Source organism: Pseudomonas sp. NBRC 111123 (genome assembly GCF_001320205.1).
GTDB classification, from domain to species: domain Bacteria; phylum Pseudomonadota; class Gammaproteobacteria; order Pseudomonadales; family Pseudomonadaceae; genus Aquipseudomonas; species Aquipseudomonas putida_J.
In genome coordinates, this window is record NZ_BCAZ01000026.1 from 67,846 (window position 1) to 80,280 (window position 12,435).

General features: G+C 63.9%; 10 protein-coding genes. 7 read left to right on the top strand and 3 right to left on the bottom strand.

Annotation, left to right across the window (positions count from 1 at the left end; all coding sequences use genetic code 11):
- The first annotated feature begins 91 nt into the window (after positions 1 to 91).
- The 5 genes from APH27_RS14915 to APH27_RS26620 all read left to right on the top strand — a co-directional run bounded on the left by APH27_RS14915 (position 92) and on the right by APH27_RS26620 (position 5,362).
- Complete coding sequence (locus APH27_RS14915) at positions 92 to 1,117, top strand: WD40/YVTN/BNR-like repeat-containing protein (protein ID WP_371260253.1); 1,026 nt, start codon at positions 92 to 94, stop codon at positions 1,115 to 1,117.
- Between the two features lie 20 nt (positions 1,118 to 1,137).
- Positions 1,138 to 3,513, top strand: coding sequence for an RND family transporter (locus tag APH27_RS14920; protein ID WP_027919126.1), 2,376 nt, complete (start codon positions 1,138 to 1,140; stop codon positions 3,511 to 3,513).
- A 147-nt stretch (positions 3,514 to 3,660) separates the two neighbouring features.
- Positions 3,661 to 3,951 (top strand): DUF5629 family protein, encoded by a 291-nt coding sequence (locus tag APH27_RS14925; RefSeq protein WP_027919125.1) that lies wholly within the window; start codon positions 3,661 to 3,663, stop codon positions 3,949 to 3,951.
- Positions 3,917 to 5,047 (top strand): lactonase family protein, encoded by a 1,131-nt coding sequence (locus APH27_RS14930; RefSeq protein WP_027919124.1) that lies wholly within the window; start codon positions 3,917 to 3,919, stop codon positions 5,045 to 5,047. The genes APH27_RS14925 and APH27_RS14930 overlap by 35 nt, the downstream gene beginning before the upstream one ends.
- A gap of 138 nt (positions 5,048 to 5,185) precedes the next feature.
- Positions 5,186 to 5,362, top strand: coding sequence for a hypothetical protein (locus tag APH27_RS26620; RefSeq protein ID WP_177331676.1), 177 nt, complete (start codon positions 5,186 to 5,188; stop codon positions 5,360 to 5,362).
- Positions 5,363 to 5,495: 133 nt separating this feature from the next.
- Here the strand turns inward: APH27_RS26620 and APH27_RS14935 are convergent, their stop codons facing one another.
- Genes APH27_RS14935 through APH27_RS14945 form a run of 3 tightly spaced genes read right to left on the bottom strand, consistent with a single transcriptional unit; the run spans position 5,496 to position 10,965 of the window.
- Complete coding sequence (locus APH27_RS14935; RefSeq protein WP_060485202.1) at positions 5,496 to 6,089, bottom strand: glutathione S-transferase; 594 nt, start codon at positions 6,087 to 6,089, stop codon at positions 5,496 to 5,498.
- Complete coding sequence (locus APH27_RS14940) at positions 6,086 to 9,730, bottom strand: AAA family ATPase (protein ID WP_060485203.1); 3,645 nt, start codon at positions 9,728 to 9,730, stop codon at positions 6,086 to 6,088. The genes APH27_RS14935 and APH27_RS14940 overlap by 4 nt, the downstream gene beginning before the upstream one ends.
- A complete protein-coding gene (locus tag APH27_RS14945) occupies positions 9,727 to 10,965 on the bottom strand; it encodes an exonuclease SbcCD subunit D C-terminal domain-containing protein (protein ID WP_027919121.1) in 1,239 nt (412 codons plus the stop codon). The genes APH27_RS14940 and APH27_RS14945 overlap by 4 nt, the downstream gene beginning before the upstream one ends.
- 271 nt (positions 10,966 to 11,236) lie before the next feature.
- Here APH27_RS14945 and APH27_RS14950 point away from each other — a divergent pair, with 271 nt between their 5' ends.
- Together APH27_RS14950 and APH27_RS14955 are read left to right on the top strand one after the other, a co-directional pair.
- Positions 11,237 to 11,668: a DUF2628 domain-containing protein gene (locus APH27_RS14950; RefSeq protein WP_027919120.1), complete on the top strand. Its 432-nt coding sequence runs from the start codon at positions 11,237 to 11,239 to the stop codon at positions 11,666 to 11,668.
- Positions 11,669 to 12,013: 345 nt separating this feature from the next.
- Positions 12,014 to 12,435: contractile injection system protein, VgrG/Pvc8 family (locus tag APH27_RS14955; protein ID WP_256250587.1), on the top strand; the 422-nt coding region annotated here is incomplete at its 3' end.

Consider the following 12,435-nt stretch of genomic DNA (forward strand, 5'->3'; position numbering starts at 1 on the left):
ATACGATCCCCACAAGCCTCTAATACAGGCGTTCCACAGCACAGACCCACCAAAAAGAACACAACAGGGGATGGTCATGAAGGAGCGGGTGATGACGCAGGCCAGGCGTGGTGCCTGGCCGTTGGCGGCCGGCGCGATGCTGGCGCTGGCACTGGGCATGTGGGCTGACAGCGCACAGGCCGCTGCTGCCGATGAATACTCGACCGAATCAGCCAAGGCCAGCCAGAGCCTGCTGATCGGCGCCGCCCATGCCGGCAAGCGCCTGGTGGTGGTCGGTGATCGCGGCCACATTCTGTTCTCCGACGACCAGGGCAGCACCTGGACTCAGGCCCGGGTGCCCACCCGGCAACTGCTCACTGCCGTGTTCTTCCTTGATGACAAGCGCGGCTGGGCGGTCGGCCACGATGCGCAGATCCTCGCCAGCAGCGACGGGGGCGCCACCTGGAGCAAGCAATTCGAAGACCTGTCCCGCGAAGCGCCCTTGCTCGATGTCACCTTCCTCGACGCCCAGCACGGCTTTGCCGTGGGTGCCTATGGCGCGCTGCTGGAAACCAGCGACGGCGGCCAGCATTGGCAGGACATCGCTGAACGCCTGGACAATCCCGACCAGCTGCACCTCAACGGCATCGCCCGGGTGCGCGACGCTGGCCTGTTCATCGTCGGCGAGCAGGGTGGCATGTACCGCTCCAGCGACAACGGCCAGACCTGGGCCAAGGTCCAGGGCCCTTACGAGGGCTCGCTTTTTGGCGTGATCGGCACTGCCAAGGCGAATACCCTGCTGGCTTACGGGCTGCGCGGCAACCTGTTCCGCTCCAGCGATTTCGGTGACAGCTGGCAGCCAATCGAGCTCAAGGCCGCGCGCGGCGACCTCGAATTCGGCCTGGCAGGCGCTACGCTTGTCGAAGATGGCAGCCTGGTGCTGGTCGGCAACGGTGGCAGCGTGCTGCGCAGCACTGATGATGGCCAGACCTTCAGCGTCTACAACCGCAGCGACCGCATCGCCCTGGCCGGCGTCACTGGCCTGGCCGACGGTGGCTTGCTGCTGGTGGGGCAGGGTGGCGTACACCTGGCCAGCGCCGAAGGCGCAGAGCAAGCTGCCAAGGAGGTGCGTCCATGACCAGCAGGGAGAGCATCACCATGCACCCGCATCATCAGGACAAGGCCACGCTGCTCGAACGCCTGATCTTCAACAACCGCCCGGTGGTCATCGCCCTGTGCCTGCTGGTCAGCATTTTCCTGTTCTGGCAGGCCACGCAGATCCGCCCGTCTACCAGCTTCGAGAAGATGATCCCGCTGCAGCACCCGTTCATCGAGCAGATGATGGAGCACCGCAACGACCTGGCCAACCTGGGCAACACCGTGCGTATCTCGGTCGAAGCGGTCAACGGCGACATCTTCGACAAGGACTACATGGAAACGCTGCGGCAGATCCATGACGAGGTGTTCTACATTCCGGGTGTCGACCGGGCCGGGCTGAAGTCGCTGTGGAGCCCCAGCGTGCGCTGGAGCGAGGTCACCGAAGAGGGCTTCTCTGGCGGTGAAGTCATCCCCAACACCTACAACGGCTCCCAGGACAGCCTCGACACCCTGCGCGACAACGTGCTCAAGTCTGGCCAGGTCGGGCGCCTGGTGGGCAACAACTTCAAGTCCAGCATCGTCGACGTGCCCTTGCTGGAAAGCTTCCCTGACCCGCAGGACCCCGGCAAACAGGTCAAACTGGATTACCAGCAGTTCTCGCACCAGCTGGAAGAGAAGATCCGCGACAAGTTCCAGGCACAGAACCCCAACGTGAAGATCCACATCATCGGCTTCGCCAAGAAGGTCGGTGACCTGATCGACGGCCTGGTGATGGTGGCGATGTTCTTCGGCGTGGCCCTGGTGATCACCTGGGTCTTGCTGTACTGGTTCACCTGGTGCATCCGCAGCACCATCGCCGTGCTCATCACCACCCTGGTGGCGGTGGTCTGGCAGCTGGGCCTGATGCATGCCGTGGGTTTCGGCCTGGACCCGTACTCCATGCTGGTGCCGTTCCTGATCTTCGCCATCGGTATTTCCCACGGCGTGCAGAAGATCAACGGCATCGCCTTGCAGTCCAGTGACGCCGACAATGCCTTGACCGCCGCCCGGCGCACCTTCCGCCAGTTGTTCCTGCCGGGAATGATCGCCATCCTCGCCGACGCCGTGGGTTTCATCACCCTGTTGATCATCGACATCGGCGTAATCCGCGAGCTGGCCATCGGCGCATCGATCGGCGTGGCGGTGATCGTGTTCACCAACCTGATCCTGCTGCCGGTGGCGATTTCCTATGTCGGCATCAGCAAGAAGGCCATCGAACGCAGCAAGAGGGACGCGACCCGCGAGCATCCGTTCTGGCGCCTGCTGTCGAACTTCGCCAGCGCCAAGGTGGCCCCGGTGTCCATCACCCTGGCGCTGATCGCCTTTGCCGGCGGCCTGTGGTACAGCCAGAACCTGAAGATCGGCGACCTCGATCAGGGTGCGCCGGAGCTGCGCCCGGACTCGCGCTACAACCAGGACAACCACTTCATCATCAGCAACTACTCGACCAGTTCCGATGTGCTGGTGATCATGGTCAAGACCCCGCCGGAAAGTTGCTCGATCCATTCGACCATGGCGCCGATCGACGAGTTGATGTGGACCATGCAGAACACCCCCGGCGTGCAGTCGGCGATCTCCCTGGTGACCGTGTCCAAGCAGGTGATAAAGGGCATGAACGAGGGCAGCCTGAAGTGGGAGACCTTGTCGCGTAACCCGGACATCCTCAACAACTCCATCGCGCGCGCCGACGGCCTGTACAACGCCGACTGCTCGCTGGCACCGGTGCTGGTGTTCCTCAACGACCACAAGGCCGAGACCCTGGAACGTGTCACCGCTGTGGCCAAGGCGTTCGCCGACAGCCATGACAAGGAGGGCCTGCAGTTCCTGCTGGCGGCGGGCAACGCCGGGATCGAGGCGGCTACCAACGAGGTGATCAAGTCGGCCGAGCTGACCATCCTGATTCTGGTCTACCTGTGCGTGGCGGTGATGTGCATGATCACTTTCCGTTCGTTTGCCGCGACCCTGTGCATTGTCCTGCCGCTGGTGCTGACATCGGTGCTGGGTAACGCGCTTATGGCCTTCATGGGGATTGGCGTGAAGGTCGCTACTTTGCCGGTGGTGGCCCTGGGTGTGGGCATCGGCGTGGACTACGGCATCTACATCTACAGCCGGCTGGAAAGCTTCCTGCGTGCCGGCCTGCCGTTGCAGGAGGCTTACTACCAGACCTTGCGCTCGACCGGTAAGGCCGTGCTGTTCACCGGCCTGTGCCTGGCGATCGGCGTGTGCACCTGGATCTTCTCGGCGATCAAGTTCCAGGCCGACATGGGGTTGATGCTGACCTTCATGTTGCTGTGGAACATGTTTGGCGCGTTGTGGCTGCTGCCAGCGCTGGCGCGGTTCCTGATCAAGCCTGAGAAAATGGTGGGTAAGGAAGGGGGATCCATTTTCGCCCACTGAATCGCAGGGGGCCGCTTTGCGGCCCATCGCGGCACAAGGCCGCTTCTACAGAGAAACGCGCCCCCTGTAGGAGCGGCCTTGTGTCGCGATGGGCTGCAAAGCAGCCCCAGAGGTTATAATGCCGGCTCATTCAAAACCGGTACCCCCATGTCCTCCCTCGCTACCGCCCTCGCTTCCTGCGACATGCTCCTGATCGACGGCCTGCACGCCTTCGATTTCACCTGCGACGAATCCGGCCTGACCATCGAATGCATGGATGGCCGCCAACACCGCCGCTGGTCCTTCACCCCCGAGCAGCTCGCTGCCGCTGTCGGCGCCGGTGATGAGTGGCAACTCAACGATGCCCAGGGCGAGCATCGTCTAGTCTGTATGAGTGCCTTTCGCGCCCCGGATGAAGACGACGATGAACCGGATCTGGACGAGCCTGCTGACCGCTAGCCTGATGAGCCTGACTATCACCGCCCACGCTGCCACCTTGCTGGTGGGCAGCTACACCGATGGCCAGAGCCAGGGCATCTATCGCTACCCGTTCGACAGCAAGGCGGGGAAAATCGACCCCACGCCACAGCAGGTGGTCAAGAGCGTCAGCCCGTCATGGCTGGTGCTGTCAGCCGACCAGCGCCAGTTGTTCACTGTCAATGAAACCCCCAATGGCCATGTCAGCAGTTTCAGCGTCAGCGCCAACGGCGAGATCACGCCACTGAACCAAGTGAGCAGCCGTGGGGATGAGCCCACCCACGCCAGCCTCAGCCGCGACCAGCGTTACCTGTTCGTCGCCAACTACGCCGTCGCCCCCGCCCCGGGTGGCAGCCTGGTGGTGATTCCGGTGGCCAAGGACGGCAAGCTCAAGGAGGTGATCCAGCAGCTGCGGCACAAGCCCAGTGGCGTCAACCCCGAGCGGCAGGCCGGGGCCCATGTGCACTCGCTGGTGCTGTCCCCGGATGGCCAGCACCTGTACGCCTGCGACCTGGGAGCCGACAAGGTGTTCATCTATCGCTATGACGGCGCCAGCGTCGATCACCCGCTGACCCCTGCAATCCCGGCGTCGGTGGACCTGCCGCCTGGCAGCGGGCCGCGTCATCTGCTGTTCGATGCCAAGGGCCGGCATGCCTACCTGACACTGGAGATGAGTGGCGAAGTGGTGATGTTCGACGTCAAGGACGATGCCTTGCTGGAGCGTCAGCGCCTGCCGCTTACCGAACAGCAGGATGCCGCCGCCAAGGCCTCGGGTGGTCTGCATCTGTCAGCGGACGGGCGCTTCCTGTATGTCAGCAACCGCGGCACGGCGAACGAGATCGTGGTGTTCCGCGTGGGCAAGGACGATGGCCAGCTGACCTTCCTGCAACGCCGTTCGGTGGAAGGCGACCACCCGCGCGAATTCGCCCTGGACCCGAGCGACAACTTCCTGCTGGTGGCCAACCAGAAAAGCAACCAGATCGTGGTCATGCGCCGCGACCCGCGCAGTGGCAAGCTCGGCGAGACAGTGCAGACCTTCACTCAGGATGCGCCTTCGGACCTCAAGTTCATCGAGTGAGGTTCGCTGGAGGGACTATCGATACGGGTAATAATCCTTACCAGCGCAATGAATTTCTGCGGGCGACCTCGGCGGCGTAAGTTTGACCCAAGGCCCAAGCGGCTGAACGTCAAACCACTCAAGTCGAGGTCAGCCACCATGAACTTCAATCTCTTCCCCGTGATTGCCGCATCCGCCATTTCCGCTTCCGTCGTGCTGCCGGCCCATGCCCATGCAGACAGCAGCAAGCCCACGGCCACCCACAGCTACACCGAGCAGTACCTGCGCCAGAGCGCCAACTTCCATGCGGCGCTGAGTGGTAAGCACAGCCACTGATCCCGGCCTGACTCGGACCCTGTGGGAGCGGGTTTACCCGCGAACACCGGCGAAGCCGGTGCCATCCACCGTGGTGGCTTCTTCGCGGGTAAACCCGCTCCCACAGGGGCCGTAACATGCCTGAAGAAGATGCTTAGCGAGCCATCATCGACTTGAACAGCTCCGACGCCAACCACCCCTGCAGCCAGCTCCGCAGCCGCGGATAAGCTGCCTCGGCGAACCACTGCGGTTCGACCCCGGCAAACTGGCGCATCAGGGGCAACAGGGCGGCATCGGCCAGGCTCGGGTGGGCGGCCAGCAAGTACGGCCGGCCTTCGAGCAACTGCTCAAGCTCTGCCAACCAGGCTTCAGCCTGCTGGCGATAGTGCTCGCGTGAATGTTCGGGGTAACGCTCGGCATACTTGTACAGGTTCACCTGCGCTTTGAAGGTGCTGTCGTTGCGGGCCACCAGGGCTTCGGCGTGCTGTGCGGCGGCCGGGTCTGCCTGCAGGCGCCAGTCCTGCGGGTCGTGCTGTTCAAGCGCCCAGCGCATGATGTCCAGGCTCTCTTCCAGCACGTCGGCACCGGTATCCAGCACCGGTACCGTACCCTTGGGCGACAAGGCCAGCAGTTCTGCCGGCTTGTTCTTCATCGCCACCTCGACGATTTCCACCGCACAGCCGGCATAGCGCAACGCCAGGCGGGCGCGCATTGCCCATGGGCAGCGGCGGAACGAGTAGAGGATCACCCGCACACCTCCACGTCGCTCAAGCCATTGCCCTGGCGGCGTACCTGGATCTGCACCGGGATGCGCTCATGCATTTCCTGCACGTGGGAGATCACCGCGACCTTGCGGCCCTGCGCTTGCAGGCCGTCCAGGGCATCCATGGCCAGTTGCAGCGATTCTGGGTCGAGGCTGCCGAACCCTTCATCGATGAACAGCGACTCGATGCGCAAGGTGCTTGAGGCCATCGACGCCAGGCCCAGGGCCAATGCCAGCGAGACCAGGAAAGTTTCACCGCCGGACAGCGAGTGCACCGAGCGCAGTTCGTCACCCATTTCGGTGTCCAGCACCAGCAGGCCCAAGGCGCTGCCACCGCGCTTGAGGCGATAGCGACGCGCCAGTTGGCGCAGTTGGGCGTTGGCGTGGTGCAGCAGCAGGTCGAGGTTGTAGCCTTGGGCGATCTTGCGGAACACGTCACCCGAGGCCGAGCCGATCAGTGCATTCAGCCGCGCCCAGCGCTGCCATTGCTGGTAGGCCTGTTCGATCTCCCCGCTCAGGGCCTGGCTCGCCTGCTGGCGGCGCTGGTCGTCGGCCTGCTGTGCGCGCAGTTCGGCGCATTGCTGTTCATGGCCGGTCAGCCGCTCGCGCAGCTCGGCCAGTGTTTGCTCAAGGTCTTCGACCGAAGCCTCGACGCTCATCAGTGCGGCGTGTTGCTGCAGGCGCTGCGCGCGTTCCTGGAGCAGCACGCGGCTCTGCTCGATAGCCATCTCGGCGCTTTGCAAGCGCTGGCGCAGCGCGTTCAGCTGGGTATCGTCGATGGCCAGCAGACGATCCAACCCGGCGTCGTCCAGCTCCGGATGCTCGGCGCGCCACTGGGCAATGTCGCCTTGCAGCTGCTGGCACTCATGCTCCAGTGCTTGCTGCTGCTGGGTATTGGCCTTGAATTCGCTGGCCAGTTGCACGCCCTGGGTGCGTAGGTCTTGCAGCTGCTGGGCAGTGTCTGCATCTGCGGCACGGGCCTGCGCAAGCTGGTTGTCCATATGCTGCTGCCAGGCTTCGGCGCTGGCCTGCTCGCCGAGCAGCTCGGCCAGCGCGCCTTGGGCTTGCTGGCGCTGCGTGTCGAGTGCAGCGAGCTGTTGCTGCGCATGCGCCAGGGCCTGCACGCGCGCTTGTTGCTGGTCACGCAGCTTGTCCAGTTGCAGCTGGCGCGCCTGCTGTTCTTCCTGCTCGTCCTTGCGCTGTTCCAGTTGCTGCAGCCGCTGGGCGATCTGCTGGTCGAGGGCGAGGAAGGCATTGGCCGGGTCATCGCCAAGCGCTTTGAGTACCTCGCCCGGGAGTACATTGGCCAGGTCATTGAGACCTTGTTCCAGTTGCTGCTCATCATTGGCCAGCGCCTGGTGTTGCTGGTCGAGATGACGCTGGGCCTGCTGCTGGGCATCCTGCGCCGCCTGCAGTTGCTGGTTGAGGCGAGCGGCATCCTTCTGCAGGGCGAGCAGGGCACTCTGGCGTTTCTCGTCCTTGCCGATTTCTTCGTCCAGGCGCCGCAGCTGGCTGTCGAGCCAGGCACTGCGGGCCTTGTCATCCTGCGGGGCGAGGGCGGGCCAGAGGCTGTGCGCCTGCACCTGTGCCACCAGCGGCTGCAGCTGCTCGCCCAAGTGCTGCTGTTGCTGCTGGTAGTCCTTGAGCTGGGCATTGACCACGCCGAGCTCGGTGCGCAGTTCGACCAGCTTGCCGTTGAGGGTTTCGACCTGCTTCTGCGCCGCGTCCTCCTCGGCCTGGTCATGGCGACCGAGGCTCTGCAACAGTGCCTCGGGTTGATGGAACGGGTGTTCGGCGCTGCCGCAGACCGGGCAGGGCTCGCCATCGCGTAACTGGCCGCGCAGTTCTTCAACGCTGGTGTTGCGCGCCAGGCGCTGGCGTTGCAGCAATTGGCGGGTGAGGTTGAGCGCCTGTTCGGCGGCTTCCAGTTCAGCCTTGGCCGCAGTCCCTTCGCCGATCAGTTGCTGGCGTTGCTGCATGGCTTGCTGCTGGCGCTCACGCAGGGCATCGAGCTGCTGGCGCAGTTCCAGTTCGCGGCCGTGCAGGCGTGACAGCTCCTCGACGGCGCGTTGCTGTTTGCGGTTGTCCTGCAGCATGTTGCCGAGCAAGTCGATCTGCTCGGCCAGGGCCTGGGGCTCAGCCTTGGCTTCGCGGAACAGCAGCTCGAAGTGGTCGCGCTGGGCCTGCAGCTGGGCATTGGCCTGGCTGGCCTGGGCCTGCAGGCCTGGCAGCTCTTCACGCCCTTTGGCCAGGCGGCCACCGATCAGCATCACTTGCTTGAGTTGCGGCAGGTAGGCCTGCCAGGCATTGGCCAGGCTGGCCAGGTGCTGGCTGTCGGCCAGGGCGGTGTCGATCTGGGCCAGTTGCTGCTGGCTGCGCTGCTGGTGTTGTTCCGTTTGCTGTAGTTGCTGCTGACCTTCGGCAACTTGCTGTTCGGCTTGCTGACAGGCCGTTTGCTGTTCCAGCTGTTGCTGTTCGAGGCGCGCCAGGTTGTCCTGGCCGGCGAAGGCCTGGCGCAGGCGCGGCGCATTTTCGCTGTGCAGGGTCTGGCTTTGTGCCAAGGCTTCACGAGTTGCCAGCAGCGCCTGTTCCAGCGCTGCGGTGCGCGTTTGCAATGCGTCTTGCTGGCGCTGTTGCTCGGCGATCTGCGCCGCGACGGGTGCCAGTTGCGCGGCGAGCATCTGCTGGCGGTGGAACTGGTGGCGCTGCGGCGCCAGGCGTTCCAGGCGCTGCAGGTCGAGGCGTTGCTCGGCCAGTTGCTGCCATTCCTGTTCGGCGGCTTGCAGGGCGGCGCCGGCTTCGCCGTGCTGGGTTTGCAGCTGGCGTTGTTCATTGAGCCAGTTGCGCTGCTGCTCCAGCTGGCGCTCGCCGGCCTGGTCGGCCTTGAACTGCTGCAACGCCAGCTCCAGGCGCTGGTCGAGCTCGGCGCGGGCCTCGCTGGCCATTGGCAGCAAGTGGCTGGCGCGCTCCTTGAGGGTGTTGTGGGCTTCGGCAGTTTCCCGCGCCTTGCTGAACGCGCGCTGGCCGAGGCGGGTGTAGATGGCGGTGTTGGTGAGCTTTTCCAGCAGCTCGCTGCGCTCTTTGTCGTCGGCCTTGAGGAAGGCGCCGAACTCGCTCTGGGCCAGCATCACCGCACGGGTGAACTGCTCGAAATTCAAGCCCAGGCGGGCTTCGATCAGTTGCTTGTATTCGTTCTTGCTGCTGCCCAGCATTTGCTCGCTGTCCAGGTCATACAGGCTCTGGCGGCTCAATTGCAGCTTGCCGTTGGCCTTGTCGCGGGCGCGGTTGGCTTCCCAGCGGGCGCGGTAGCGGTGGCCGTCGATGCCGACGAAATCGACTTCGGCAAAACCGCTGCCGGTGCCGCGGCGCAGCAGGTTGCGCGGGTCGGACGTGGGAATTTCACCGTCGGCGTCCGGCACTTTGGCTTCGCGGCCGATGTCGTTCAAACGCGGCACGGTGCCGAACAGGGCCAGGCACAAGGCGTCTAGCAGCGTGCTCTTACCGGCGCCGGTCGGCCCGGTGATGGCGAACAGGCCGGCGCTGGCCAAGGGTTCGGCGGTGAAGTCGATGTCGACCGGGCCGGCCAGGGATGCCAGGTTCTTCAGGCGGATGGCGAGAATCTTCATGGCTGTTCCTCTTCCAGCTGAACGTCCTGCAGCAGCAGGGCGAAGTCGGCCAGGGCCTGTTCGTCGACGGGGTTGCCGTAGGCCTGTTCCCAGGCACGGCTGAACAGGTCCTGCGGGGTCATTTGCGACAGCTCGACGAATGCCAGGTCATCGTCTTCGCCACGGCCAGCGCCGGCATACTCGGCGCTGATGCGGATCAACCGCACCGCCTTGCCATGCAGGGCGGCTTCGATCTGCTGGCGCAGGTCCGGTTGCGGTTCGTCCAGGTGTACCCGCACCTCCAGCCAAGGCTGGCGGTTAGGGTCTTCGAGCAGGTCGATCACGGGCAGCTCGGCCAGTTGCTCGAGCAGTTCGCCCAGCGGCGCCGGGCCGACCCGCTGCAGGGCCACCGCACGCGGTACCGGGCGAGGCTCGACGCTGACCAGCTCGCTGCCATCGAGCTCGACTTCCAGCACCTGGTGCGGGTAGTTGATTTCGGCGAACGACAGCGGGATCGGCGAGCCACTGTAGCGGATGCGGCTTTCGCGGTTGACCTTCTGGGGCTTGTGCAGGTGACCGAGCGCCACGTAGCTGATCGACTTGTCGAACAGCTTGGCCGGCAAGGCCTCGGCATTGCCGATGATCAGGCTGCGCTCGGAGTCTTCGGACACCGCGCCCCCGGCCATGTGCGCATGGCTGATGGCGATCAGCGCCTGGTCCTTCTTGCGCTTTTTCTGCGCCGCGCCAATCAACTGCTGATGCACCTGGGTGATGCCCTGCAGGTAGTCGTCACCCAGCTGCGGGCCGGTCACTTCGGCCGGGCGCAGGAAGGGCAGGGCCAGGCACCAGGCGGCGACCTTGCCACGGCCGTTGGTCAGCGGAATGAGCAGGCGCTCGGCATCCAGCTGGCCTTCGTCGAGCCAGTGCACCCGGCCCAGCGCGTGGGTGCGCAGGCGGCGCATGAGCGCGGCGGGCAGCTCGATGCGCGAGCCCGAGTCGTGGTTGCCGGCGATCATCACGATATCCAGCTTCGGCTGCTGCTCGTGGGCCTGGACGATGAAGTCGTAGAGCCGCTCCTGGGCTTTGACCGGCGGGTTGACCGTATCGAAGATGTCGCCAGCGATCAGCAGCGCATCCGGCTGGCGCAGGCGCAGCTGGCCGAGCAGCCAGTCGAGGAAGCAGGCGTGTTCGAAGTCGCGTTCCTGGCCGTGCAGGCTTTGGCCCAGGTGCCAGTCGGAGGTGTGAAACAGACGCATGGATGACCTGTTGGTGTCGAGTCAGCAAGCCGGGGCTTGGCTTGGCGTGAATGATGGGCTTCGCGGAGCCGGGTATGGTAACCCAACCCCGGGTTACACGGCAGTCACGCCTTTATGGCAGCGCCAAACCAGGCGTTTTGCCCATTCCGTGATCCGGTTCGCGCTCTGCCGGCATTTCTGGAGTTGCTGGCAAGCCAATGCTGACCTACCCTCCGAACCGGCCAAGTTCATGGCCATTTAACACCCACGGACGATCAGCACGGAGCTCCCCATGGAAGGTATCCCGCAATCCCAATCCACCGCTGGCAACCTCAAGCCTAAATGGCAAGAGCGTTTCGCCTTCTTCGATCAGTACGGCGCCCCGACTTCAGCGTCTTACAAAGCTGCTTTCCGCGCCTTGCCATTTCGCAAGAAGCTGCTGATCAACAATAACTTCATCGGCTTTTTCTTTGGCCCGATCTACTGGTTCGTGCTGGGGTTGTGGAAGAAGAACCTGGTCATGCTGGCGATCATGATTGCCCTTGGGTTGCTGCTGGGCGTCGTCGAGGCGGTGACCGGGAGTGAGATCCCGCGGCCGGTGGATAACGGGCTCAGCATGGCGTTTGCATTTCTTTATAGTTTCCTGAGCAACCGGGCTTACTACCTGAAGCAGACCAAAGGGCTGAATGGCTGGAACCCGTTTGAGGGACAGCGGGTTATCTGAGTTTTTGCTTGCGGCAGGGGCCCCAGGTGTATGACTGAAGATCCGAAGGCATACACCTCTCAGCCACACCCTTCACTTCGTGCAGGACGCGAACGGCCTTGGGCATATTGTGGTTCGCGTCCTACAAACTATGCCTTCGCATTGAACATTTCGTTTGTTGACGGTCTATGACCGAAGGCCTAGCTTCCGGTTTTCGAACCTCAAAGACGCGCAAGCAACAACGCTCAAGGATCTGACTGAGCGAGCCAGTGGCCCAGAGCCTTGGGCGCGTTGGTCGGGCACTTGGTACTGGCGCGGCGTTAAGTTGCCTCTGATGTGTATCGTCAGTAAATGGAGAACTTTTCAATGGACCTGACCTTCGGCACCCCGCTTTCGCAAAGCGGCCGCCTGCTGCAGCTGACCACCCCGTTGGGTGCCGATCAGCTGCAGGCCCTGCGCGCCCACGGCGTCGAGCGCATCGGCCGCACCCCGCGCTACACCCTCGACGTGCTGGTGCAGGACACCGAGTACGACCCGGAAAAACTCATCGGCCAGCCCGTCAGCCTCGCCCTGCTCTGCGACAACGGCAGCCAGGCCCAACGCCATGGCCTGGTCGAGAGCGTGCGTTATCTGGGCAGCGACGGCGGCCTGCACGACTGGCAACTGGTATTCGCCCCCTGGTTCAGCCTGCTTGAGTACCGCAGCGACTGCCGCATCTGGCAAGACAAAACCCTGCCCACCATCCTCGAGTCCGTGTTCGCCCAGTACGAACAGGCCAAGGGCAACTA

Bases quoted from the DNA above. Each gene is read 5' to 3' on its own strand.
- APH27_RS14915 (WP_371260253.1), top strand. From the start codon at position 92: ATGACGCAGGCCAGGCGTGGTGCCTGGCCGTTGGCGGCCGGCGCGATG.
- APH27_RS14920 (WP_027919126.1), top strand. From the start codon at position 1,138: ATGCACCCGCATCATCAGGACAAGGCCACGCTGCTCGAACGCCTGATC.
- APH27_RS14925 (WP_027919125.1), top strand. From the start codon at position 3,661: ATGTCCTCCCTCGCTACCGCCCTCGCTTCCTGCGACATGCTCCTGATC.
- APH27_RS14930 (WP_027919124.1), top strand. From the start codon at position 3,917: ATGAACCGGATCTGGACGAGCCTGCTGACCGCTAGCCTGATGAGCCTG.
- APH27_RS26620 (WP_177331676.1), top strand. From the start codon at position 5,186: ATGAACTTCAATCTCTTCCCCGTGATTGCCGCATCCGCCATTTCCGCT.
- APH27_RS14940 (WP_060485203.1), bottom strand. From the start codon at position 9,730: ATGAAGATTCTCGCCATCCGCCTGAAGAACCTGGCATCCCTGGCCGGC.
- APH27_RS14945 (WP_027919121.1), bottom strand. From the start codon at position 10,965: ATGCGTCTGTTTCACACCTCCGACTGGCACCTGGGCCAAAGCCTGCAC.
- APH27_RS14950 (WP_027919120.1), top strand. From the start codon at position 11,237: ATGGAAGGTATCCCGCAATCCCAATCCACCGCTGGCAACCTCAAGCCT.